Consider the following 23,399-nt stretch of genomic DNA (forward strand, 5'->3'; position numbering starts at 1 on the left):
CGTCGTGCTGATGGCGCTGTGAGGCCGCCTCAGTCGCGCGCGAGGCCGATCCCCAGCGCCACACCGACCGCGAGCAGCGCCATGAGCCCGGCACCACCGAGGGCGTAGGAGGACCCAAGGACGAGCTCGGGATCGACGCTCTGGTCCAGCCCGGCACGGACGGCGCCGGCCATGAAGAGGGCAAGGGCTCCGAGGATGGCAGTCACGGCGAGTCGCATGGTGCACACGCTGGCACAGAAGACCGGGACGTGCTGGGACGTCGCGCCCACCACCGCTCGCCGGCCGCCCAGCCCCACCAGACCACCCCGACGACGGCAGCCCCGGCGATGATGTCGACGACGTAGTGCTCGGCGTAGTAGACGAGCATGAACGACATCGCGGCCGGATAGAGCAGCAGCGCCCAGCGCCACGGTGAGCGCAGGCGACTGATCAGCCAGACCGCGACGAAGATCGCGATCGCCGCGTGCAGCGACGGCATCGCCGCCACCTGGTTGCCGACGGCCGAGAAGCGTTGGTGCCACGTGCCGACCGGGTCCAGGTCGAACCAGCCGCGGGCGGTGATCCGCTCGACCGTGCCGGGCACGTGGCCCTGCTGCGCGGCCATCCACGGCGGGGCCATCGGGTAGAGCACGTAGATGACGAGCGCGACCACGTTGAGGCTGAGGTAGCGGCACATGTAGCGCAGCCACTCGGCGCGGTCGCGCAGCCACAGCACCACCGCCAGGCCCAGCCCGACGACGAAGTGGGAGACGTAGACGGTGGTCAGCAGCACGTCGTACCAGTGCGGGGGCGAGGTGCGCGAGCACGGCACCCCGCACAGCTGCGCCTGGAGGTACTCGGTCGGCAGCGTCCCGCCGAAGAGCCAGCGGTCCGCGGTGATCGGCTCGGTGACGTGGACCGAGACGATGCCGAGCTCGTCGGAGAGTCCTCGGCCGAAGAGGTAGAGGGTCAGCACGAGCACGGCCGGAGCCCAGTCGCGGACGAAGGCGAGGTGCACCCGCAGCGGGGCGCGGACGTTCCACGCGATGGTGGCCAGCCAGAGCCAGCCGATGACCAGGTGCACCTGCTTGGGCGGGCCGTGGCTGCTGACCCAGACCGCCAGCGCCAGCAGCCAGACCGCCATGGCCAGCGCGGATCAGGCGCGTGGCCGCCGCGACTCGCTCCTGCTCCTGCGAGAGCTCGACCAAGACCGGGCCTCCACGTGTCGGGGGACGGCTCCACCTTGGCATCAGGACGCCGGGCGCGCCACCGCCTCGGCGATCGTCTCCACCAGCCCGACGAACTGGTGCCCGCCGCGCGGATGCTCCACGACGTACGCCGACGGCATCCGCGCCGCGTTGAGCGCGAGGTGGTCGAACGGCACCTCCTCGTCGTCGCGGCAGTGGTGCAGCGCCACCGCCATCGCGGGCTCGGGGCCGTGGTGGACGTACTGGGCGACGTCCCACCCGTCGGGCGACCAGTCGGGCGCGGCCAGCAGCAGCGCCCGACGCGGCCCCCACCTGCTCCGCCAGCACCCACTGGAGGATCGTCGCCCCGAACGAGTGACCGATGACGACGTCGTCGCGCCCGAGGGCGGCGAGGTGACGGCGTACGGGCGCAGCCCACGCCTCGACGGACATGTCGTCGTCTCCGATCAGCGGCATCTCGACCGGCACCTGCAGCCGGTCGCGCAGCCCCGTGGCGAGCACCTTGTCGTCGAGGAACCCGCCCGCCCCGTGGACGAAGAGCAGCCGCATCCATCCATCCATCATGAGGCGTCGGGTGGAGGTTGTCAGCCCTGCTCCGCCCTGTCTCGTACGCGGCTCACGCCAGGTCGAGGAACCCCTCCGCGACCATCTCGCGCACGGCGGGCAGCACCTGCGCGCGCACCCCGACCGGGTCGGAGTCGAGGAGGCTGGCCACCGCGTCGAGGATCTGGCCGACGGTGAGGTCGCCGTCGCAGGCGCCGACCAGCGCGGCCTCGAGGGTGTCGACCTGGCGGGCGCGCCGCATGCCGCGCTGCTGGCGCAGCACGATGGTCTCCGGGTCCTCGGCGCCGGGCGAGCCCTGCGTCTCCTGGCGCACGTCGTTGCGCAGCACCAGGCGCTCCTCGGCCAGGTCGACCAGGCCGGCCAGCGCGTCGTGGGTGGTCTCCCACTCCTCGATCGCCGGCGCGATGGGCTGCTCGACGTCGTAGGGCCACTCGACCAGCTCACGGGCGGTGCCGCCGCGGCGTACGTTGATCCAGCCGAAGCCGACGCCGGCGATGCCCTGCTCCTCCATCCACGACAGCCACGCGTCGTAGCGCTGCAGGTAGTCGGGGCCGCCGTGCAGGCCCGCGTCCTTGAGCCACAGCTCCACGTAGCCCGCCGGGTCGAGGACCTCGCGCTGCACGACGAAGGCCGAGGTGTCGACGGGAAGCCAGCTGGCCAGGCGCTCGTCCCATTCGGTGCCCTCGGCGACCACCCAGTTGGCCAGCACCTGCAGCCAGCCGCCGTCGGTGAGGTGCTCGACGCCGCGTCGGACCACGTGCTCGACGACCTGGTCGCCGGGCAGGCCGGAGTCGCGGTAGACGAGCCGCTCACCGGTCGCGGGCGAGATGACGAAGGGCGGGTTGGTGGCGATCAGGTCGAACTTCTCCCCCGCCACCGGCTCGAAGAAGGAGCCGTCGCGCACGTCGACGTTGTCGATGCCGTTGAGGCGCATGGTGAAGCGGGTCATCGCCAGGGCCCGGGCGTTGACGTCGGTCGCCACCACCGCGTCGCTGTGCGCGGCGAGGTGGAGCGCCTGCACACCGCAGCCGGTGCCGAGGTCGAGGGAGCGGCCCACGGGCGTACGCATGGTGAGCTGGGCCAGCGACGTCGACGCGGGGCTGATCCCGAGCACGTAGTCACCGTCGACCTGGTTGGGGCGTCCGTCCATGCCGGGCGTGAGGTCGGAGAGGATCCACCGGTCGCCGCCGGCGCCCTCGTCGTCGGTGGCGTACGGGCGTACGTCCAGGGTTGCGCGCACCTCGCCGCCGGAGGTCTCCAGCACGCCGGCGGCAACCAGGCGCTGCACCAGCCCGGGCAGCGCGGCGTCGGCGTGCTCCGCCGTGACCGGGCGCTGCAGCGTGAAGAGCCGGGTCAGGGTCTCCAGCGGACTCCCACCGCGGGTGGCCCGCTCGCCCGGCGTCGTCTCGTTGCGGCCCAGCGCCTCGTGCGCGCGGACGCCGAGGGCGTCGGCCACCGCGTCGTAGGTGAACGACGCCCCCGACAGCGCGTCACGCAGGTCGTGGGGCAGCTGGTCGTCGGCAAGCAGCGGGGTGGACTCAGGCATGGCGCCCATCCTCCCAGCCGCCACCGACGACGTCAGCCCTGGTTCTGGATCAGGCCCTCGTAGCAGGTGACGATCGACTTCTCGAGCTTCTTCTGCGAGCCGGCGTCGAGCGAGGCCTTGCCGGTGCGCATCAGCGGCACGAAGAGGTTGCGCATCTGGCCCTCGGTGATCTTGCCCTTGAGGCAGTCCATCATCCCCTCGGGCAACGCGAGCTCGCTGTCGCCGAGCGCCGCGATCACCCGGCCGCGCATGTCGGCGCCGCAGTCGATGAAGTCGTCGAAGAGCTCGTTGGCCTCGGGCTCGGTGAGGTCGAGGTCCTCGAAGGTGAGCTGGGCGGCGTCGCGCTCGAAGTCCTCGGCGTCGTAGTCGTCCGCGAGGCGGTCGGTGCCCATCCGGCCGACGAAGCGCTCGGAGACGCACTCGGCCTTCGGCTTGGTGAGCGGCTGGGTCTCGGCGGAGGTGAGGCCGGACGACATCGCGTCGACGTACTCCTCCTCCGAGGCTCCGCCGCAGGCGGTCAGGACCAGCGCGACGACCGGCACCAGGGCCAGCGATCGGATGCGCAGCTTCATGGACGGGCTCCCTCTCCCTCGGGGCGCGCTCCGCCCCGCTGTGCGACGACCCTAGAGGGTGCGCCGCGGTCGAGGTAGTGCCGTCCCGCGATTGACGACGTACGCCGCCCGCTCACCCCACGTGCTGGCCGGCAGGCTCCGCCGTGGGGTCGCCGTCGGTCGCCAGGCCGCTCTCGCGGCTCTTGGACGCGGCCACGACACCGACGATCACGATGACCGCGACGGCGGCGATTCCGTAGCGGAGCAGCGCGTTCTCGTCGTCGCCCATCGACAGCTGGACGATGGTGCTGGCGATCAGCAGCGAGACCAGGTTCATCACCTTGAGCAACGGGTTGATGGCCGGGCCGGCGGTGTCCTTGAACGGGTCGCCCACGGTGTCGCCGATGACGGTGGCCGCGTGGGCCTCCGACCCCTTGCCCCCGTGGTGGCCGTCCTCGACCAGCTTCTTCGCGTTGTCCCAGGCGCCGCCGGCGTTGGCCAGGAAGACCGCCATCAGGGTGCCGGCGCCGATCGCACCGGCCAGGAAGCCGGCGAGCGCCTCGACGCCGAGGCCGAAGCCGACCGCGATCGGGGCCATCACGGCGAGGACGCCGGGGGTGACCAGCTCACGCAGCGAGTCGCGGGTGACGATGTCGACGACCTTGCCGTACTCCGGACGGCCGGTGCCCTCCATGATCCCCGGGATGTCGCGGAACTGGCGCCGGACCTCCATGACGACCGCGCCTGCCGCACGGGCCACCGCGTTGATCGCCAGCCCCGAGAAGAGGAAGACGACCGCGCCTCCCAGCAGGACGCCGACCAGGATGGCCGGGTCGAAGACCCGGAAGAGCAGGACGTCGTCCGCCCCGGAGTCGGCCACGGCGGAGAAGACCGAGGTTGCGTACGACCCGAAGAGCGCCGTGGCGGCCAGCACCGCGGTGGCGATCGCGATGCCCTTGGTGATCGCCTTCGTGGTGTTGCCGACGGCGTCGAGCTCGGTGAGGATCTGCGCGCCCTGCTCGGAGACGTCGCCCGACATCTCCGCGATGCCCTGGGCGTTGTCGGAGACCGGGCCGAAGGTGTCCATCGCGACGATCACGCCGACGGTGGTGAGCAGGCCACACCCGGCGAGGGCGACCGCGAAGAGCGAGAGGGTCAGCGTGGAGCCGCCGAGCAGGAAGCCGCCGAAGACCGCGGCACCGATGACCAGAGTCGTGTAGACGGCCGACTCGAAGCCGACGCTGAGGCCCGAGAGGATCACGGTCGCGGCGCCGGTGAGCGACGTGCGCCCGACGTCCTTGACGGGACGGTGCTCGGTGCCGGTGTAGTAGCCGGTCAGGCCGAGGATCGCGGCGGCCATGACCACGCCGATGACGACGGCGGCCGACGCGATGAGCCGCGGGTCGCCCGAGGCGTCGGCCATGTCGGTGCCGGTGACGTTGTCGAACGCGGCGAACGACGACGGCAGGTAGACGTAGGAGAGGACCACGCAGCCGAGCGCACCGACGGCCGAGGAGATGTAGAAGGCCCGGTTGATGGTGGTGAGGCCGTTCTCGCCGGCCTTCGCCTTGGTGAGCATGATGCCGAGCACCGCGGTGAGGGCGCCGACGGCGGGGATGAGCAGCGGGAAGACCAGGCCGGCGTCGCCGAAGGCCTGCGACCCGAGGATCAGCGCGGCGACCAGCGTGACGGCGTACGACTCGAAGAGGTCGGCGGCCATGCCGGCGCAGTCGCCGACGTTGTCACCGACGTTGTCGGCGATGGTGGCGGCGTTGCGCGGGTCGTCCTCGGGGATGTTCTGCTCGACCTTGCCGACCAGGTCGGCGCCGACGTCGGCGGCCTTGGTGAAGATGCCGCCACCGACGCGCATGAACATCGCGAGCAGCGCGGCGCCGAAGCCGAAGCCCTCGAGCACGTGGGCCGCCTCGTCACGGAAGATCAGCACGACCGAGCTGGCGCCCAGCAGGCCCAGGCCGACGGTGGCCATGCCGACGAAGGCCCCGGTGCGGAAGCCGACGGTCATGGCGGGCTCACGCCCCTGGGTGTTGGCGGCGGCCGCGACGCGGAGGTTGGCGCGCACGGCGAGCGACATGCCGAGGTAGCCGATGGCGGCCGAGAAGCCGGCACCCAGCAGGAAGAAGACGGAGCGCCCGATCCGCACACCCATGTCGGCGGCGGGCAGGGCGAGCAGGACGAAGAAGGCGATCGCGGCGAAGACGGCCAGCGTGCGGAACTGGCGCGCGAGGTAGGCGCTGGCCCCCTCCTGCACCGCCTGCGCGATCGTCTTCATGCGCTCGGTGCCCTCGGCGGCCGCGAGCACCTGCGACCGGAAGACCGCGGCCATCGCGAGGGCCGCGAGGGCGATCGCCAGGACCACGACCACCAGGGTGAGGTTGCCCCCGGAGAGCTCCGGGGTGGGTCCGTCGACTGCTCCAGCAAGAACCGTCATCTGCGCCCCTCCGTGCCTGTCTGTCAGATGCCTCGACACTCTACGCACATGTGACCTGCGTCACGCCAGCCCCAATTTCCAGACGTGTTCGTACGTCTGCCTGTGAATGCGTGGCGGTGGCGTCGAGAGCGTCCGCATCGGGCCGGAGAACGACAACACCCGCGTACCGAGGTACGCGGGTGCTCGTCGTCAGGTCGGACAGTCACGGCCTCACTGGGCCAGTGCGGTCTCCTGGTCGGGGTGGATCTCGAAGACCTTCGCCAGGCCCGTGATCCGGAAGATCTTCAACAGGCGGTCCTGGCCGCAGACCAGCGACATCGATCCGTCGTGGGAGCGGACCTTCTTGAGTCCCCCCACGAGCACGCCGAGGCCGGTGGAGTCGAGGAACTCCACGGCGCTCAGGTCGACGACGAGGTCGTAGGCGCCTGCCGCCACGAAGTCCGTGATCGTGTCACGCAGCTTGGGGGCCGTGTAGACGTCGATCTCACCCCCGACGGAAATGACGGTCCGACCGCCCTTTTCCTGGGCGTCCAGCGTCAGGTCCATGGTGTCGCTCCTCCCGGTTCGCACCCGGCCCCATGCCGAGCCGCCTCCCGGGTCTTACCCGAGTGGCTGCACGCAGGCTAACAAACGTCCAGCCGAAGTCGTCGGACCCACCAGACAGACTGGACTCGTGACCCCCACCGACCACCGCATCGCCGACGTCGTCGAGCGCCTTGCCGCCGTCCCCGGACGGGAGGACCGGCTGCGCCACCTCGAGGAGCTGCCGGCACGTGAGGCGACCCACGCACCGTGGCCCGAATGGGTCGATCCCGCCGTCCGCGGGGCCTTCGAGGCGCGGGGGGTCACCCAGCCGTGGCTGCACCAGGTGCTCGCCGCCGAGGCGGTGCACGCCGGACAGCACGTCGTGCTGGCGACCGGGACCGCGTCGGGCAAGTCGCTCGCCTACCAGGTTCCGGTGCTGTCGGGCACGCTCGGCGCGCGCGGGTCCCGCGACGAGCGCGGCGCGACCACGCTCTACCTCTCCCCGACCAAGGCGCTCGCCCAGGACCAGCTGGCCGGCCTGACGGCGCTGCGCACGGGCGTACGCGTCACCACGCACGACGGCGACAGCAGCCGGGAGCAGCGCGACTGGGCGCGGGACCACGGGGAGTACCTGCTCACCAACCCCGACATGCTGCACCGCTCGCTCCTGCCCTCGCACCATCGTTGGGCGCGCTTCCTCTCGAAGTTGGAGTGGGTGGTCGTCGACGAGTGCCACCACTACCGCGGCGTCTTCGGTGCCCATGTCGCCCAGGTGCTGCGGCGGCTCCGACGCGTCGCCGCGTCGTACGGCGCCTCCCCGACCTTCGTGCTCTGCTCGGCCACCGTCGCCGAGCCGGAGGTGGCGGCGCACCGTCTCACCGGCCTGGACCACCTGGCCCTGACGGCCGACCACTCGCCTCGCGGGCGGGTCTCCATCGGGCTCTGGGAGCCGCCGCTGACCTCCTTCATCGGAGAGAACGGGGCGCCCGTGCGCCGGGCTGCCTCCTCGGAGACCGCGGACCTGCTGGCCGACCTCGTGACCGAGGACGTCGCCACGCTGGCCTTCGTACGCTCGCGCCGCGGCGCCGAGCAGGTCGCCGTCCGCGCCCGAGAGCTGCTCGCCGACGTGGACGCGTCGCTGCCCGACCGGGTGGCCTCCTACCGGGGTGGCTACCTGCCCGAGGAGCGCCGCGACCTGGAGGAGTCGTTGCGCGCCGGGCGCCTGACCGGCCTGGCGGCGACCAACGCCCTCGAGCTCGGGATCGACATCAGCGGGCTGGACGCGGTCCTGATCGCCGGCTTCCCCGGCACCCGCGCCGCGCTGTGGCAGCAGGTGGGCCGGGCCGGGCGTGACGGGCAGGACGCGATGGCCGTGCTCGTGGCCCGCGACGACCCGCTCGACACCTACCTGGTCGCCCACCCCGAGGCGCTGCTCGGCGCCCCCGTAGAGGCGACGGCCTTCGACCCGGACAACCAGTACGTCCTGGCGCCGCAGCTGTGCGCCGCCGCCCACGAGATCCCCCTGACCGAGGCCGACCTCGACCTCTTCGGGCCGCAGGCCCGCGTGGTGGTCGACGGCCTGGTGGCGGCAGGGCTGCTGCGCAAGCGCCCACGGGGCTGGTTCTGGACCGACTCCTCGCGCCCCAGCGACCACACCGACATCCGCTCCACCGGCGGTGCCGCCTTCTCGCTGATGGAGGCCGAGAGTGGACGGGTGGTCGGCACCGTCGACGCCGCGTCCGTCCACAGCACCGCCCACCCCGGCGCCGTCTACGTGCACCGTGGCGAGACCTGGCTCGTGGAGAGCCTCGACCTCGACGACCACCTGGCCGTGATCACCCGGCGCGACGTCGACTTCTCGACCTCCGCCCGCGAGACCACCGACATCACCATCGCCGCGACCCGTGAGCGGGTGCCGTGGGGTGACTGCACGCTGCACTTCGGGGACGTCGACGTCACCAGCCAGGTCGTCTCCTACCTCGTACGTCGGCAGCCCTCCGGCGAGGTGGTCGCCGAGCACCCGCTCGACCTGCCGCCGCGCACGCTGCGTACGACGTCGGTGTGGTGGACCGTGCCCGACCACGCGCTCGACGCCGCCGGCCTCGACGCGGTCGACCTGCCTGGGGCCGCGCACGCCGCCGAGCACTGCTCGATCGGGTTGCTGCCGCTCTTCGCCACCTGCGACCGCTGGGACATCGGCGGCGTCTCCACGGCGCGCCACCCCGACACCGGCGTGCTGACCGTCTTCGTCCACGACGGCCACCCCGGTGGCGCCGGCTTCTCCGAGCGTGGCTTCCACGCGGCCCACCGGTGGCTCACTGCCACCCGCGACACCATCGCGGCCTGCGAGTGCTTCGAGGGCTGCCCCTCCTGCATCCAGTCGCCCAAGTGCGGCAACCAGAACAACCCGCTCGACAAGGCCGGCGCGCTGCGCCTGCTCGACGTGCTGCTGGCCGGGGCGCCGCCCGAGCAGTAGCGTCGAACGCATGGTGGCTCTCGGGTTGGTCCTCATGCTGGTGGGCCTGATCGCCCTGCTCTCCGCACTCTTCGTCTCCGAGGGCTCGGCCGAGCTGCTCGGCATGGAGCTCAGCGCGCTGACGATCTTCGCGATCGGACTGGTCTCCGGCGTCTGCCTGATCTGGGGCTTCGGGATCCTCAAGTGGGGCACCCGGCGCAGCATCGCCGGCCGCAAGGAGCGCAAGGAGCTGCTGCGTCGCGGCGACCGGCCCGACCGGGACGACCGGCCAGACCGGGACGCGGGTCCGGAGACCGGCAGCCGCCACCGCTGAGGCCACGTCACTTCACCCGACCTCACGAGGGACCTGCCTCGGCCTCACCCAGCAGCTCGTCGTCGAACCCGCCCCAGGCCGGACCGCGTACGCCGGCGACCACCCGCACCCGCCGGTCGGTGACGCGGCAGCGTACGAGGCTGGCGCCGTTGAGCGCCGCCACCTCGTCGGCCTGACCGCAGCCGTCGGCCCCCTGCTGCAGGGCTGCAGCACCGGCCAGCGCCGCCAGGTCGGCGGCCGCCTGGGCGCGGCGGTGGGCGTGCAGCAGGCCGACGCAGGCCGCCATCACGATCGCCATGGTCAGCAGCACCGTGGCGGTGGTGACGACCAAGATCGTCCCGGCCCCGCGCTCCGTCCTCGATCGCCCCGTCACGGCGCGCTCTCCAGCAGCGCCACCGCCTCGGCGTCGACCGGCACGGCCGGCAACGAGGCGAAGAGCCCGCCCGGCCCGCGGACCCTGGCGGTGACGCGGACCCGGACGTGGTCGCCCTGGCCGCTCACCACCGCCACGCGGGCCGAGGCGGGGGCGATGCGCTCCCCCACCTCGACCGCGTCGGCCGCCGCGTCACCCCGGGCCAGGGCACGGGCGGTCTCGCGCGCTGCGTCGACTGCCCGCACCTGGGCCGCGCCGGCCGCCAGGAGCCACACCAGGCCCACGGTCAGCGCCCCGAGCAGCGGCAGCCCCAGGGCGATCTCGGCGGTGACCGCGCCACGCTCGTCGCGCCTCATCCCAGGCCCAGCAGCGAGAGGACGTGGTCGAAGAGCGTGTTGAGCAGCTGGTCGCCGAAGCCACCGGTCAGCATCGCGAAGAGGAGGCCGGCGAAGCCAGCTCCTGCGGCCGTGCCGACCGCGTACTCCGCCGTGGTGATGCCTGCCTCGCTGCGGCCGTGCTGTCCTGCCATCGTTACCTCCTTGGTCGGCGGCCGCTCGTTCGGCCGTGGTTCCACCCTCGCGGCCGTCGGGTGCCGCTGCGTCCGCTCATCCACCGCCCGTCCGCGCCGTCAGGCATGTGCAGAAACGGCGGCCGTCATGACCTGCTCAGCCGAAGGAGAGGCTGCTCACCAGCCCCGCCACGACCGGCACGATCCCCAGCAGCAGGAAGGCGGGCAGCAGGCACAGTCCCAACGGCAGGGCGGCCCGCACGCCGACGGTGCGCGCCAGGTCCTCGACCTCCGTACGCCGTCGCGCCGCCAGGTCGCGCGCCAGCTCGGCCACCGCGTCAGAGACGGCCGCGCCGGTGCGGTGGGAGCGCGCCAACCGCCGACCCAGCGGGCCGAGCACGGGGTCGTGGGCCAGGTCGTCCCAGACCTCGGCGGGGTCCGTGCCCCACACGAGCCGGGCGGTGACCGGGGCCAACCGCTCGGAGACAGGCCCCGGGCTCGCCTCGCAGGCCGCCGTGAGCGCAGCAGCCGGGGAGGCGCCTGCCCGCAGCCCCGCCCCCAGCAGCAGGACCAGGTGCGGCAGGTCGCGTGCCACCTCCCGCTCCGCGCGCGCCGCCAGCAGCGCCGGCCCGCGCCGCAGCAGCCACCCGCACGCCATCGCCACCACCACGGTCCACACCAGCGCGCCCGGCCGCGGCCCGGCGAACGCCAGGCCGGCCACCGCGCCGGCCGCCAGGCAGAGCACGACCTGCGCGAGCCGCGACGACGGCCCACCCCGTCCCTCACGCGCAGTCCGGCGGCGCGCCGGTCGAGGGCGACCACTGAGCAGCAGCGCGCCGGCCCAGCCCAGCGCCGCGACCAGCGCACTCACGCCCGCGCCTCGACCGCGTCGGCGATCCGCTCGATCCAGGCCAGCCCTGCCGCCATCAGCACGAGACCGGCCAGCCCGCACAGCGCGCCGCCCACCCCGAGGAAGAACCGCCACGGCTCGGCGCCGCTCCACGTCACCACGACCAGGGCGAGCACCGGCAGCCCGACGAGCATCCGCGCGGTGGCACGGGCGGAGGCCAGCTCGGCGGTGACGACCCGGCGGGTCGCGGCCTCGAGCCGCAGCTCGTCGGCCACCGCCTCGAGCGCATCGGCCAGTCCCTGCCCGCTGCGGTGGGCCACCTGCCACGCGCCCGCCACCCGGGCCAGCGGCGCCACCCCGGTGCGACGGAGCGCGGCGGGCACGTCGGCACCGAGGTCGTACGCCTGCACCACCGGCCCCAGCTCCGGGCAGACCTCCCCCGCCCAGCGCAGGGCGGAGCCGGGGTCGCGCCCGCCGCGCAGCTCCTCGGCCAGCACGCTGCAGGCTTCGCCCGCCCGGGCCGACCGGGCCCGCCGCTCCGCCCGCGCCCGCCGAGGACGCGGCCAGCGGAGCGTGGGCAGCGTCCCGCCGGGCACCAGGCGTACGGGCCACGACAGCAGGACCGCACACGCCAGCGCCACTGCCGCCAGCGCCGTCGACCAGGTCACCGCCGCCCCTCCAACCGGTCGGCCAGCAAGGCTGCGCCCGGCCCCTCCTTGACCCGCCCGTCCCGGCCGAACTCCAACGCCCACACCGCCTCCGCTCCGCGCTCACCCAGCCGTGGCACCGCCACCTGCGCCAACCGGCGGCGGCCGTCGGCGCCACGGCTCACGTGGAGCAGCACGTCGACGGCGGCGACGAACTGGGCGGCGGCCGCAACGCGGTCGATGCCCGCGGGAGCCGCCAGCGCCTCGATGCGCGCCGGCACCTGCTCGGCGGAGTTGGCGTGCAGCGTGCCGCACCCGCCCTCGTGTCCGGTGTTCATCGCCGCCAGCAGGTCGACCACCTCGGCGCCACGCACCTCGCCGACCACCACCCGGTCGGGGCGCATCCGCAGGGCCTGGCGCACCAACGTACGCAGCGACACCTCACCGCTGCCCTCGGTGTTGGCCGGGCGCGCCTCCAGCCCCACGACCATCGGGTGGTCGGGCCGCAGCTCGGCCGAGTCCTCCACGACCACGACCCGCTCGCTCGGCGGCACCAGGCCCAGCAGCGTGGTGAGCAGGGTGGTCTTGCCGCTGCCGGTCCCGCCGCTGACGAGGTGGGCGAGCCGTCCGGCGACCACGTCGCGCAGCAGCCGCGCGCCCGGCTGGGTCACCATCCCGGCGTCGACCAGCTCGTCGAGGGTGAAGTTGCGGGCCCGCGGGATGCGCAGCGAGACGGCCGTGCCGGGGTGCGCGAGCGGCGCCAGCACCGCGTGGAACCGCGCCCCCTCCGGCAGCCGTACGTCGCAGAACGGCGATGCGTCGTCGAGTCGCCGCCCGCCTCGCGCGGCGAGTCGTTGCGCGATGCGTCGGACCTCGTCCTCCGAGGCCAGGACCACGTCCGTGACCTCGACCCCCTGTCCACGGTCCACCCAGACCGGGCCGGGTCCGTTGACCAGCACGTCGGTGACGGTGGGGTCGGCCACCAGCGGTGCGAGGGGGCCCAGGCCGTGGGCCGTGCGCAGCACGTGTTCGTGCACGTCGCTGACGGCGGTCGCACTGACCGGCAGGCCGAGGCGCTGCAGTGCCAGGGCGATCCGGTGCGGGGTGAGCTCTCCGCCGTGGCGAACCAGGTCGTCGCGGACCGCGTCGGCCATCTCCACGCTCACCGGGCCACCTCCGGGCCGGTGAGGTCGCCGTGCAGCACGTCGTCCAGGAGCCTGTCGACCGCCCGCGCCCAGCCGCCGCGCCGGGAACGGACCGGCCCCAGCCCCAGGTCGACCGACTCGTCGAGACCCCGCCGGAAGGGCAGCCGGGCGACGAGCCGGGCGCCGGTGGCGCTGCGTACCGCCTCGTCACCCACACCAGCAGCGCCCTCGCCACCCCGCCGCACCACCACGTCGAGGCCACCTCCCAGCTCGGAGACCTGACGGGTGGCAGCCGCCAGGCCCGCCACCGACGGCCGCACCACCAGCAGGGCGCGGTCGCACCGGGCGAGCACCTCACGGGCCAGCGCCACCTGCCCGCGCGGCAGGTCCACCACCACCAGGTCGTGGCCGAGCCGCGCGGCCTCCACGACGTCGCGCACGACCGCCGGCGCCAGCGCGTCGGAGGCCCCGACGACCAGCCCGATCCCCTCGTGCCGAGGGACGGCGGCCGCCAACGAGGCGGCCGCGATCCGCCCGGGCGAGGCGGCGATCTCGCGCCACCCGAGCCCGCTCCTCTCGTCGACCCCCACGGTGCGGTCCAGCCCCGGGCCCCACGGGTCACAGTCGAGCGCCACCACACGCAGCCCACGCCGCGCCGCCACCTGGGCCAGGGCCGCCGCAGCGGTGGTGGCGCCCGCCCCGCCCGACCCGGGGAGCAGGGCGACCACCCGTCCCGGCGGCCCCGCGGCTCGCTCCTGCAGCAGCCCGGTCAGCCACTCCCGCGCCCCGTCGAGCGCGGTGACGCTCTCCGCGCCCAGGCTGACGCCGGCCCGGAAGTGACCGGTGGTCGGTGCGCCCCGGCACAGCAGGTGCACGTCGGGGCGGCGCCGCGGACCAGCGGCCAGCACCGCCCCGAGGACGTCGTCGCCGACCAGCACCACCCGGGCGCTGGGCCAGCGCGCCGACGCCTCGACGACGCCGAGCACCTCGACACCACGCCCCGCCCCCGCGGCGCACCGCTGCACCTCGTCGACGACGGCCGCGTCCTGCGAGACCACCATCACGTCGGCGTACGGAGCCGTCACCCCCGGCTCCCCGGACCTCTCCCTCAACCTCATGCCGGCGAGCCTGACGCGCTCCGAGGCCGGCCGCTGGCGGCTGGGCGCAGGCCTGTGGAGGGTCCCGGTGCGAGCCAACTGTGGAGACCCCACGGCCCTGCCCGCCCGGTTGTGGCGCACGCCACATTCACGTACGAGCCGTTCAACTGTGCCCCGTCGGGGACCGTCGCGTGCCTACGATGAATCCATGCACCGCCCCGCAGCGGCCTTCTTCGATCTCGACAAGACGATCATCGCCGCGTCGAGCACCCTTGCGTTCAGCCGCCACTTCGCCGATGGCGGGCTGATCACCAAGCGCGCCATGCTGCGGTCGGCCTACGCCCAGTTTGTCTTCGCGGTCGCGGCGCCGACCACGACCAGATGGACAAGCTGCGCGAGTTCCTCTCCGGCCTGGTCACCGGCTGGGACGTCGCCACGGTCCGCGAGATCGTCGCCGACACCCTGCACAACGTGGTCGACCCGCTGGTCTACGACGAGGCGGTCTGCCTGATCGAGGAGCACAAGGCGGAGGGCCGCGACGTCATCATCGTCTCCGCCTCCGGCCTCGACGTCGTCGAGCCGATCGGCCAGCTGCTCGGCGCCGACGGCGTGGTGGCCACCGAGCTGGAGATCCCCCGAGGGCAAGTACACCGGCGAGATCACCCGCTACGTCTACGCCGAGGAGAAGGCGCGGGCGATCCGCGACCTCGCCGAGGAGGCGGGCTACGACCTGGCCGAGTGCTACGCCTACAGCGACTCGGTGACCGACGTGCCGATGCTCGAGGTGGTCGGCCACCCCTTCGCGGTCAACCCCGACAAGGAGCTGAAGAAGGTCGCCGAGCAGCACGAGTGGCCGGTCCTGGTCTTCAGCCGCCCGGTGGGCCTGAGCAGCCGCGCGAAGGTCTCCCGACCCACGCTGGCAGCGCTCGCGGTGGGCGGTGCGGTGGCCTTCGGCGGCTACGTCTGGGCCAACTCGCGCAAGCGTCCGCGCGGCGTCTGACACGGCGTCCGACACAGCGTCCGACCCGGCCCTCAGGACGCCCTCGACCCACCCTCGTACGCCCTTCCACGGGCGCGCGTATTGCGCCACCGGAGGGCGGACAAGTCAACCCTTGAAGGTCCCGCAGGATCGAGGTAGACAGGACAGCAACAACTCCAGAGCAGCACGTGAGTCGGGTACCCACGCGGCGACCATCCCTTCGAAAGGGCGCTGACCAGGCGGACTTCCGCAGGTCACAACATGAGACAGCACGCTTGATATCCCGCACCCACGTGTCAGCGGCGGCATCCGGTCCTCGACGAGCGGGTGCCGCTCGCATGCTCGGCCAGTCAGCCGCGCTCACGCTCCACCCTCAGCCGCGTTCGCGCTCCACCGTCAGCCGCGCTCGCGGCGTGGCCTCTTCACCGGCCGCAGCGGGCTCAGCTCCATGCCCTTCGCGTACGCCTCGGCGGCGTAGAGCGCCCACGCGTGGACGCCGCGCTGGCTGCCCGTCGCGTAGCCCCGCAGGTTGGACTCGTACTGCTCGCGCAACGCCAGGTGACCGGCCTCCGGCACCATCAGCGCCTTCGGGTCGACGCCGCGCGCGACCAGCACCAGCCGCTCGGCGGCCCGGGCCACGATCCCGTTGTGGGAGGCGAAGGGCGCGGCGGTGGCGATGTCGGCGTGGACCACGGCGGCCAGCAGCAGCGCCGGCACCTGGCTCGACGAGAGCACGACCTCGGCCAGGCCCTGGAGCCGCTTCGCCGACTCCGCGTCGCGCGGGCGACCGAGCGCCTCGGCGGGCAGGGCGGTGGAGGCAGCCACCGCGTGCAGGCGGGCGAAGACCTGGAGCGGCGACTGCTTGAGCTGCGGGGTCAGCGAGAGCACGGAGGCCGAGAGCCGCAGGGCGTCCTGGGCGATCTCGTCGCCCCGACCCTCGGCGATCTCCTCGATCGTCGCGGTCGACCCCTCCAGCACGGCGGAGGCGTGCGCACCCAGCGCGAGCGCCTCGGCGGTCGTCGCCGGGTCGGTCTGGCGCAGTCCGCGGTCGCGCAGCATGACGTCAATGCCGTCGCGCGTGGCGGCGTACGCGGAGGCCACGCCCTCGAGTTCCGCCAGCCAGGCGAGGGGATCGGTGCTCACGTCGCCCCACGCTAGTAGCCTTGTGACGATGGCGAGCGAACGACCCCCGGAGGAGCCGCGCGGCGCACGCAGCGTGGCCGCCGCCCATGTCCACGGTCGCCCCGGCTACCCGCGCGAGTGCGTCGACTGGGTCGTGCCCGGCCACGGCAAGACCGTGCTCGAGATCGGTGCCGGCATCGGCAAGCTGACCGAGCAGCTGGTCGCCGCCGGCCACGCCGTGCACGCGGTCGACCGCGACGCCTCCATGCTCGAGGTGCTGCGTACGCGGCTCCCCTCGGTCCCGGTCACCGAGGGCACCGTCGAGGAGCTCGAGCTGCGCCACCGGTCGGTCGACGCGGTCGTCTGCTCGACCGCCTTCACCTCGTTCGACCTCGACTGCACGCTCCCCGTCATCGCGAAGGCCCTGAAGACCGGCGGCCACCTCAGCGTGGTCTGGCACGAGCGTGACACGCGCATCCCGTGGGTGCGCCGCCTCGGCGCCTTCCTCGAGGGGCCCGTCGGCGCGCGTGACAACGAGCCGCGCACCACCACGATCACCGAGCGCCTGCTGCACTCCCCCCTCTTCAGCTTCGTCGAGGAGCAGACGTACACCATCTGGCAGGACATCGACCGCGAGACGGTCTCCGACCTCGTGCTGTCGCGTTCCTGGGTCGCGGCGCTCTCGCCGGAGGCGCGGGCCCGCGCGGTCGAGGAGGTCCAGGCCTTCTACGCCGACTACGGCCGCGGCATGGACGGCATGCAGCTGCCTTACCGCGTGCACGCGGTGCGCACCCAGGTGGTGCACCAGCCCGGTCTCTTCGACGACGGCACCGACGCGTTGCGGATCACCTCGGGCGCGGGGCCGGTCGCGAGCGTCGCCGGGGTGGCCGTCACAGCCGCGGCGACCGACGCGCAGGCCGACGCGCGAGAGGGCGACGCGCAGGGTGAGGCGCAGGGCGAGGCCAAGGAGGCACCCCCGAAGTTCCGCTTCGACGCCGACCTCTTCACCTCCGACGGCACCGACACGGACATGCTGCTCATCGACTTCACCTGAGCGACGGCGCTCACCTATAGGTTCGTAGGCATGAGCTGGATCCGCCTCCCTCGACGCCCTCCGCTGGGCACCGAGGCGGACCGCGCCACCTTCCAGACCCTCCACACGATCTCGCAGGCCTCCCCCGCGCTGCGCGAGGGGCTGACGCAGGACAGCGCCCAACGCGCCGTGAAGCACCTGCGCGCCCTGCTCGGTACGCCGGCGGTGGCGCTGGCGGACACCGCCGGGCTGCTGGTGTGGGACGGGCTCGGCGGCCACCACGGCCCGCAGGTCGCCGACCTGATCGTCCGCACCGTCGAGGAGGGCGGCACCGGCGCCACCGACCCCACCGGGCTGGAGTGCAACAACCCCGGCTGCCCGGTGCGCCACGCCTTCGCCACCCCGCTCACCGTCGAGGACCGCACCGTCGGCGTGCTGCTCGCGATGGCGCCGGAGCCGAGCGCCGGCCTGCTGCTCGCCGTGCACGAGGTGGCCCAGTGGGTCAGCGGCCAGCTCGAGCTGGCCGAGCTCGACGCCGAGCGGCGTCGCGCCATGGAGGCCGAGGTCCGGGCCCTGCGGGCCCAGATCAGCCCCCACTTCATCTACAACTCCCTGGGCGCGATCGCGAGCTTCGTGCGTACTGACCCCGACCGGGCCCGTGAGCTGCTGCTCGAGTTCGCCGACTTCACCCGCTACTCCTTCCGCAGCCACGGCGAGTTCACGACGCTGGCCGAGGAGCTGCACTCCATCGAGCGCTACCTGATGCTGGAGCAGGCCCGCTTCGGCGACCGGCTCCAGGTCACGCTGCGGGTCGCGCCCGAGGTGCTGGCGGTGACGGTGCCCTTCCTGTGCATCCAGCCGCTCGCGGAGAACGCGGTGCGCCACGGGCTGGAGGCCGTCGAGGGCACCGGCCACCTGTCGATCACCGCCAAGGACCTCGGCCACGAGTGCATCATCGAGGTCGAGGACAACGGTGTCGGCGAGGATCCCGAGCGGGTCCGACGCGCCCTGGCCGGCGACGCGTCGCTCGACTCGGTGGGGCTGGGCAACGTGGACGCCCGACTTCGCAATGCCTTCGGTGACGAGTACGGTCTCGTCGTCGAGACCGCCCCCGGCGCCGGCACCAAGGTCGTGGTGCGGGTGCCCAAGTTCGCTCCGGGAGTGCACTCATGAACCCCAGCCGTCAGCCCGTGCCGCCCAGCGGCCTGCGGGTGCTCGTGGTCGACGACGAGCGCCCGGCGCTCGACGAGCTCGCCTACCTGCTCTCCCGCGACGCACGGGTGGGCGGGGTGCTGACCTGCGACTCCGCGACCGAGGCGCTGCGGCTGCTGCGCGAGACCGAGGTCGACGCGGTCTTCCTGGACATCTCGATGCCGGGCCTGACCGGCCTGGAGATGGCGCAGGTGCTGGCCCGCTTCCGCACCCCGCCGCCGATCGTCTTCGTGACCGCCCACGAGCAGCACGCGGTGGAGGCCTTCGAGCTCGCCGCCGTCGACTACGTCCTCAAGCCGGTGCGCGAGGACCGGCTGGCCGAGGCCGTACGCCGCGTCGTCGAGGGCGCCGCGCCTGCCCCGGCGACCAGCGACGAGCAGATCGCCGTCGAGCTCGGGGGCGTGACCCGCTTCGTCAACCGGCGCGACATCACCCACGTCGAGGCGCAGGGTGACTACGTACGCCTGCACGTCGGCCCCGTCTCGCACCTGCTCCGCGCGCCGCTCTCGCAGCTGGAGGCCGAGTGGGGCGACGCCGGCTTCGTCCGGATCCACCGCTCCCTGCTGGTCGCCCTGGCCCACATCGACGAGGTCCGGATGGACCAGGGCCGCTGCACCGTGGTCGTCGACGGCGCCGAGCTGACCGTGAGCCGCCGGCACACCCGGGCCCTGCGGGAGATGCTCCTGAAGAGGCGCGCCCAGCCGTGAGCTCCACCCCGCCCGAGCGGGTCCGGGTCACCGGGCCCCCTCGGCGCGCGTCGCACACCCGCCGCCCCGGCGCGGGCGACATCGACGAGGGCACCCGGATCGGCGCGATCCTGGTCGGCAGCCTGGTCGGTGAGCAGCGCCGGCTCGCGGTGCGGGTGCTGAGCGTGCTGGCGGTGACCCTGGGCTCGCTGCCGCTGGTCTTCCGGCTGCTGCCCGCCCTGGCCGACGTGCGCCTGCTCGGCATCCCGCTGGCCTACCTGCTGCTGTGGGTGCTGGTGCACCCGCTGCTGATCGGGCTGGGCTGGTTCTACGTACGCCGCGCCGAGGCCAACGAGCGCGCCTTCGCCGCCCTGGTCGAGCACGACCGCCCCGACGACGACGACCGCCAGGCGTTGCGGTGATCGAGTCGTGGGCCGCCCTGGTCGGCGTCGTCGCGGTCGTGCTGGCCACGCTGGGCATCGGCACCTGGGGGCTGCGCTTCTCCCGGACCACCAGCGACTTCATGGTGGCCTCCCGCACCGTGCGCCCGGCGCTGAACGCCTCCGCGATCGGCGGCGAGTACCTCTCCGCCGCCTCGTTCCTGGGGGTGGCGGGGCTGGTCCTCGTCTTCGGCGCCGACATGCTCTGGTACCCGGTCGGCTGGACCGCCGGCTACCTCGTCCTGCTCGTCCTGGTCGCCGCCCCGCTGCGCCGCTCGGGGGCCTACACGCTGCCCGACTTCGCCGAGGCGCGGCTGGAGTCGACGCAGGTCCGGGCGGTCTGCTCGGTGCTGGTGGTGGCGATCGGCTGGCTCTACCTGCTGCCGCAGTTCCACGGCGCGGGCCTGATCCTGCGGGCCGCGGTCGGCGCCCCCGCCTGGGTGGGCACCGCGGTGGTCGCCCTGGTCGTGGTCGCCAACGTCGCCGGCGGGGGCATGCGCTCGATCACCTTCGTCCAGGCCTTCCAGTACTGGCTCAAGCTGACGGCGCTGCTCGTGCCCGCCGCCGTCCTGCTGGTCGTGTGGGTCGGCGACGGCGCGGTCAACCCCGCGGACATCGGGCCGATCGCCGGCAGCACCGCCGGCGACGTGGAGTGGTCCCGACCGATCGGCGTCGGCGCCCAGGGCCTCTACGTCACCTACTCGGTGATCATCGCGACCTTCCTCGGCACGATGGGGCTGCCGCACGTGGTGGTCCGCTTCTACACCAACCCCGACGGCCGCGGCGCCCGTCGTACGACCCTGGTCGTGCTGGGCCTGCTGGCTGCCTTCTACGTGCTGCCGCCCATCTACGGAGGACTCGGCCGGGTCTACGCCGACCGGCTCTCCACACCGCTGCAGACCGACTCCCTCCTGCTCGAGCTGCCCCGCGCGATGCTGCCCGGCTGGGGCGGCGAGGTGCTGACCGGGCTGCTGGCCGCCGGTGCGTTCGCGGCCTTCCTCTCCACCGCCTCGGGCCTCACCATCGCGGTGGCCGGGGTGCTGGGCCAGGACGTCACCAGCCGCACGTTCGGGCGTACGCGGCTCAGCGGCGTCGCCGCCTTCCGCGTCGGCGCCGTGCTCGCGGTGCTGGCGCCGGCGCTGGTCGCACTGACCGGCGTCGAGGTCTCCGTGGCCCGCATGGTGGGGCTCGCCTTCGCGGTCGCCGCCTCCACCTTCTGCCCGCTGCTGGTGCTCGGCATCTGTGGCCGGGGCTCACCGCGCGCGGGGCGCTCGCCGGACTGGCGGTCGGCGGCCTGGGCTCCGGCTCCGCGGTGGCGTGGACGCTGGTCGTCGCCCCGAGCGACACCTGGTGGTCGGTCCTGCTCGGCAGCCCGGCGGCCTGGAGCGTGCCGGCAGCCTTCGCCACGATGGTGCTGGTGAGCCGCTTCGGTGGCGGGCCGTCGGCCACCGCGCGCCGCTTCCTGGTCAGGCTGCACACGCCGGAGGACGTACGCCTCGACCGGGGCTGACCGTTCGTCGGGCTGCGGCGACCGTTGGGCGACCGAGCGTTTCCGCTGGCCGCGCCGCTGCCACCCGGGTGGTGACGCGGAGCTGTGACCTGCGCCACGGTGATCGGAGTCACATCCACCGCCGACGTGCGGCCAACACCCGGGAGGGTCCAGTGAGTCCACACGACCAGGCCGAGAGGCACGATCCCATCTACGACCACCTGGCGGCGAAGGACGAGTTCGCCCAGCTGCGTCACCTCTACCGCCGCTTCATCATCCCGGCCACCGTCGTCTTCCTCGGGTGGTACGCGCTCTACGTCGTGATGTCGATGTTCGCCTCCGACTTCATGAACCACGTCCTCTTCGGCAACGTCAACGTCGCCCTGGTCTTCGGGCTGCTGCAGTTCGTCAGCACCTTCGGGATCGCGTGGCTCTACAGCCGCTACTCCAACACCTACCTCGACCCGCTGGCCACCCAGCTCGCCGAGGAGTACGACGCCGACCGCGCCGGTCGCACGCCCCACGGAAAGCACGAGGCCTGACATGGACGGCAACCAGATCCTCACCTCCGGCCTCTTCCTGCTGGTCGTGCTGCTCACGATCGTCGTGACGCTGCGCGCCAGCCGGCAGACCTCCGGCACGGACGACTACTACGCCGGTGGCCGCGGCTTCTCCGGCTTCCAGAACGGCCTGGCGATCGGCGGCGACTACATGTCGGCCGCGTCGTTCCTGGGCATCACCGGAGCCATCGCGCTCTACGGCTACGACGGCTTCCTCTACTCGATCGGCTTCCTGGTCGCCTGGCTGGTGGCGCTGCTGCTCGTCGCCGAGGTGCTGCGCAACTCCGGCCGCTACACGATGGCCGACCAGCTCGCGTACCGGATGCGCCAGCGCCCGGTCCGCACCGCGGCAGCCACCTCCACGGTCGTCGTGTCGATCTTCTACCTGCTCGCCCAGATGGTCGGCGCGGGCGCCCTGGTGGCGCTGCTGCTCGGCATCGACTCCGCGCGGTCAAGAACCTCACGATCTTCATCGTCGGTGCGTTGATGGTCTTCTACGTGACCGTCGGAGGCATGAAGGGCACGACCTACGTCCAGATGATCAAGGCCGTCCTGCTGATGGTCGGCTCCGCGCTCGTCGTGGTGCTCGTGCTCATCCAGTTCGACTTCAACATCTCCGACCTGCTCGGCTCGGCTGCCGACAACTCCGGTGCGGGCCAGGCGTTCCTGGAGCCGGGCCTGCGCTACGGCGCCGACCTGACCAGCAAGATCGACTTCATCTCCCTCGGCATCGCGCTGGTGCTCGGCACCGCCGGCCTGCCGCACATCCTGATCCGCTTCTACACCACCCCGACGTCGCAGGCCGCCCGCAAGTCGGTGCTGTGGGCGATCGGCCTGATCGGCACCTTCTACCTCTTCACGCTGGTCCTCGGCTTCGGTGCCGCGGCCCTGCTGCAGAAGAGCGACTACGACGTGGCCGGCAACCTGGCCGCGCCGAAGCTGGCCGAGGAGGTCGGTGGCGGTATCGGCTCCACGAGCGGCGCGGTGATGCTGGCGCTGATCGCGGCGGTGGCCTTCGCGACGATCCTCGCGGTGGTCGCCGGGCTCACGCTCACGTCGTCGATGTCGGTGGCCCACGACGTGTGGAACCCGATCTTCCGCAACGGTGAGGCGACCGAGAAGGAGGAGATGAAGGTCTCCCGCATCGCCGCGGGCGTGATCGGACTGGTGGCCATCCTGCTGGCCATCCCGGCCCAGAGCCTCAACATCGCCTTCCTGGTGGCCCTCGCCTTCGCGGTGGCGGCCTCGGCCAACCTGCCGGCGATCCTGATGAACCTCTTCTGGCGCGGCTTCAACACCCGCGGCGCCGTCTGGAGCATCTACGGCGGCCTGATCTCGGCCGTCGGCCTGGTGATCTTCTCGCCGGTCATGTCGGGCTCGGAGACCTCGCTGCTCACCGATGTCGACTTCGCCTGGTTCCCGCTGCAGAACCCCGGCATCGTCTCCATCCCGATGGGCTTCATCCTCGGCTTCATCGGCTCCGTCACCTCGAAGGAGCCGGCGGCGGCCGAGCGCTACACCGAGCTCGAGGTCCGTGCCCTGACCGGCGCGGGCGCGGAGGGTGCCCTCAAGCACTGACGCACACCTCGTACGACGACGGCCCGTCGCACCGCAGGGGGTGCGACGGGCCGTCGCGTGTGCTGCAGC

Annotated in this window: 25 protein-coding genes and 1 pseudogene; 11 read left to right on the forward strand and 15 right to left on the reverse strand. The window is 73.1% G+C overall.

Annotated features, from left to right (window positions below; all coding sequences use genetic code 11):
• Positions 1 to 29: 29 nt before the first annotated feature.
• From E2C04_RS17880 to E2C04_RS16140, 7 genes are all read right to left on the reverse strand, one after another.
• Positions 30 to 206 (reverse strand): hypothetical protein, encoded by a 177-nt coding sequence (locus tag E2C04_RS17880; RefSeq protein WP_158630728.1) that lies wholly within the window; start codon positions 204 to 206, stop codon positions 30 to 32.
• Positions 203 to 1,123, reverse strand: a complete 921-nt coding sequence (locus E2C04_RS16115) for a phosphatase PAP2 family protein (RefSeq protein ID WP_135833376.1) — start codon at positions 1,121 to 1,123, stop codon at positions 203 to 205. The genes E2C04_RS17880 and E2C04_RS16115 overlap by 4 nt, the downstream gene beginning before the upstream one ends.
• Before the next feature lie 105 nt (positions 1,124 to 1,228).
• The gene (locus E2C04_RS18875) at positions 1,229 to 1,402 is read right to left on the reverse strand and encodes a hypothetical protein (RefSeq protein WP_202977815.1); all 174 of its coding nucleotides are present in this window, start codon (positions 1,400 to 1,402) and stop codon (positions 1,229 to 1,231) included.
• A gap of 401 nt (positions 1,403 to 1,803) precedes the next feature.
• The gene (locus E2C04_RS16125) at positions 1,804 to 3,297 is read right to left on the reverse strand and encodes a DUF7059 domain-containing protein (protein WP_135833377.1); all 1,494 of its coding nucleotides are present in this window, start codon (positions 3,295 to 3,297) and stop codon (positions 1,804 to 1,806) included.
• Between the two features lie 32 nt (positions 3,298 to 3,329).
• Positions 3,330 to 3,869, reverse strand: coding sequence for a hypothetical protein (locus E2C04_RS16130; RefSeq protein ID WP_135833378.1), 540 nt, complete (start codon positions 3,867 to 3,869; stop codon positions 3,330 to 3,332).
• A gap of 112 nt (positions 3,870 to 3,981) precedes the next feature.
• The gene (locus E2C04_RS16135) at positions 3,982 to 6,297 is read right to left on the reverse strand and encodes a sodium-translocating pyrophosphatase (protein ID WP_135833379.1); all 2,316 of its coding nucleotides are present in this window, start codon (positions 6,295 to 6,297) and stop codon (positions 3,982 to 3,984) included.
• A gap of 210 nt (positions 6,298 to 6,507) precedes the next feature.
• Positions 6,508 to 6,843, reverse strand: a complete 336-nt coding sequence (locus tag E2C04_RS16140) for an STAS domain-containing protein (RefSeq protein WP_135833380.1) — start codon at positions 6,841 to 6,843, stop codon at positions 6,508 to 6,510.
• Between the two features lie 127 nt (positions 6,844 to 6,970).
• Here E2C04_RS16140 and E2C04_RS16145 point away from each other — a divergent pair, with 127 nt between their 5' ends.
• Entirely contained in the window at positions 6,971 to 9,298 is a 2,328-nt protein-coding gene (locus tag E2C04_RS16145) for a DEAD/DEAH box helicase (RefSeq protein WP_229721415.1), read from the forward strand.
• A 10-nt stretch (positions 9,299 to 9,308) separates the two neighbouring features.
• A complete protein-coding gene (locus E2C04_RS16150; RefSeq protein WP_135833382.1) occupies positions 9,309 to 9,611 on the forward strand; it encodes a hypothetical protein in 303 nt (100 codons plus the stop codon).
• Between the two features lie 22 nt (positions 9,612 to 9,633).
• Here E2C04_RS16150 and E2C04_RS16155 read toward each other — a convergent pair whose 3' ends face one another.
• The 7 genes from E2C04_RS16155 to ssd all read right to left on the reverse strand — a co-directional run bounded on the left by E2C04_RS16155 (position 9,634) and on the right by ssd (position 14,219).
• Positions 9,634 to 9,984: an Rv3654c family TadE-like protein gene (locus E2C04_RS16155; RefSeq protein WP_135833383.1), complete on the reverse strand. Its 351-nt coding sequence runs from the start codon at positions 9,982 to 9,984 to the stop codon at positions 9,634 to 9,636.
• On the reverse strand, positions 9,981 to 10,340 hold the full coding sequence (locus E2C04_RS16160) for a TadE family type IV pilus minor pilin (protein ID WP_135833384.1): 360 nt from the start codon (positions 10,338 to 10,340) through the stop codon (positions 9,981 to 9,983). Before E2C04_RS16160 ends, E2C04_RS16155 begins: the two co-directional genes overlap by 4 nt.
• On the reverse strand, positions 10,337 to 10,513 hold the full coding sequence (locus E2C04_RS16165; RefSeq protein WP_135833385.1) for a DUF4244 domain-containing protein: 177 nt from the start codon (positions 10,511 to 10,513) through the stop codon (positions 10,337 to 10,339). Before E2C04_RS16165 ends, E2C04_RS16160 begins: the two co-directional genes overlap by 4 nt.
• A 136-nt stretch (positions 10,514 to 10,649) precedes the next feature.
• Positions 10,650 to 11,363, reverse strand: coding sequence for a type II secretion system F family protein (locus tag E2C04_RS16170; RefSeq protein ID WP_135833386.1), 714 nt, complete (start codon positions 11,361 to 11,363; stop codon positions 10,650 to 10,652).
• Positions 11,360 to 12,010 (reverse strand): type II secretion system F family protein, encoded by a 651-nt coding sequence (locus tag E2C04_RS16175; RefSeq protein ID WP_158630730.1) that lies wholly within the window; start codon positions 12,008 to 12,010, stop codon positions 11,360 to 11,362. The genes E2C04_RS16170 and E2C04_RS16175 overlap by 4 nt, the downstream gene beginning before the upstream one ends.
• Complete coding sequence (locus tag E2C04_RS16180; RefSeq protein WP_229721414.1) at positions 12,007 to 13,155, reverse strand: TadA family conjugal transfer-associated ATPase; 1,149 nt, start codon at positions 13,153 to 13,155, stop codon at positions 12,007 to 12,009. The genes E2C04_RS16175 and E2C04_RS16180 overlap by 4 nt, the downstream gene beginning before the upstream one ends.
• Positions 13,152 to 14,219 carry a septum site-determining protein Ssd gene (ssd, locus tag E2C04_RS16185; RefSeq protein ID WP_158630731.1) on the reverse strand — a complete coding sequence of 356 codons (1,068 nt, stop codon included), beginning with the start codon at positions 14,217 to 14,219 and terminating at the stop codon, positions 13,152 to 13,154. The genes E2C04_RS16180 and ssd overlap by 4 nt, the downstream gene beginning before the upstream one ends.
• Before the next feature lie 216 nt (positions 14,220 to 14,435).
• Here ssd and E2C04_RS16190 point away from each other — a divergent pair.
• Positions 14,436 to 15,231, forward strand: a pseudogene (locus tag E2C04_RS16190) (HAD family hydrolase).
• Between the two features lie 375 nt (positions 15,232 to 15,606).
• Here the strand turns inward: E2C04_RS16190 and E2C04_RS16195 are convergent.
• Complete coding sequence (locus E2C04_RS16195) at positions 15,607 to 16,353, reverse strand: Fic family protein (protein WP_135833389.1); 747 nt, start codon at positions 16,351 to 16,353, stop codon at positions 15,607 to 15,609.
• Positions 16,354 to 16,381: 28 nt separating this feature from the next.
• Here E2C04_RS16195 and E2C04_RS16200 point away from each other — a divergent pair, with 28 nt between their 5' ends.
• The 8 genes from E2C04_RS16200 to E2C04_RS16230 all read left to right on the forward strand — a co-directional run bounded on the left by E2C04_RS16200 (position 16,382) and on the right by E2C04_RS16230 (position 23,330).
• Positions 16,382 to 17,386: a class I SAM-dependent methyltransferase gene (locus tag E2C04_RS16200; protein ID WP_158630732.1), complete on the forward strand. Its 1,005-nt coding sequence runs from the start codon at positions 16,382 to 16,384 to the stop codon at positions 17,384 to 17,386.
• A 30-nt stretch (positions 17,387 to 17,416) separates the two neighbouring features.
• Positions 17,417 to 18,538 carry a sensor histidine kinase gene (locus tag E2C04_RS16205; RefSeq protein WP_135833391.1) on the forward strand — a complete coding sequence of 374 codons (1,122 nt, stop codon included), beginning with the start codon at positions 17,417 to 17,419 and terminating at the stop codon, positions 18,536 to 18,538.
• Positions 18,535 to 19,284 carry a LytR/AlgR family response regulator transcription factor gene (locus E2C04_RS16210; protein ID WP_135833392.1) on the forward strand — a complete coding sequence of 250 codons (750 nt, stop codon included), beginning with the start codon at positions 18,535 to 18,537 and terminating at the stop codon, positions 19,282 to 19,284. The genes E2C04_RS16205 and E2C04_RS16210 overlap by 4 nt, the downstream gene beginning before the upstream one ends.
• Positions 19,281 to 19,685, forward strand: coding sequence for a hypothetical protein (locus E2C04_RS16215; protein WP_135833393.1), 405 nt, complete (start codon positions 19,281 to 19,283; stop codon positions 19,683 to 19,685). The genes E2C04_RS16210 and E2C04_RS16215 overlap by 4 nt, the downstream gene beginning before the upstream one ends.
• Positions 19,682 to 21,124: a sodium/solute symporter gene (locus E2C04_RS16220; RefSeq protein ID WP_238694344.1), complete on the forward strand. Its 1,443-nt coding sequence runs from the start codon at positions 19,682 to 19,684 to the stop codon at positions 21,122 to 21,124. The genes E2C04_RS16215 and E2C04_RS16220 overlap by 4 nt, the downstream gene beginning before the upstream one ends.
• A 241-nt stretch (positions 21,125 to 21,365) precedes the next feature.
• Positions 21,366 to 21,734 (forward strand): DUF485 domain-containing protein, encoded by a 369-nt coding sequence (locus tag E2C04_RS16225; RefSeq protein ID WP_135833394.1) that lies wholly within the window; start codon positions 21,366 to 21,368, stop codon positions 21,732 to 21,734.
• A gap of 1 nt (position 21,735) precedes the next feature.
• Complete coding sequence (locus E2C04_RS22430) at positions 21,736 to 22,239, forward strand: solute symporter family protein (RefSeq protein ID WP_477529291.1); 504 nt, start codon at positions 21,736 to 21,738, stop codon at positions 22,237 to 22,239.
• Positions 22,239 to 23,330 carry a solute symporter family protein gene (locus E2C04_RS16230; protein WP_477529292.1) on the forward strand — a complete coding sequence of 364 codons (1,092 nt, stop codon included), beginning with the start codon at positions 22,239 to 22,241 and terminating at the stop codon, positions 23,328 to 23,330. The genes E2C04_RS22430 and E2C04_RS16230 overlap by 1 nt, the downstream gene beginning before the upstream one ends.
• The last annotated feature ends 69 nt before the right edge of the window (positions 23,331 to 23,399 follow it).

This window comes from Nocardioides daphniae, from assembly GCF_004777465.1.
Lineage (GTDB): Bacteria > Actinomycetota > Actinomycetes > Propionibacteriales > Nocardioidaceae > Nocardioides > Nocardioides daphniae.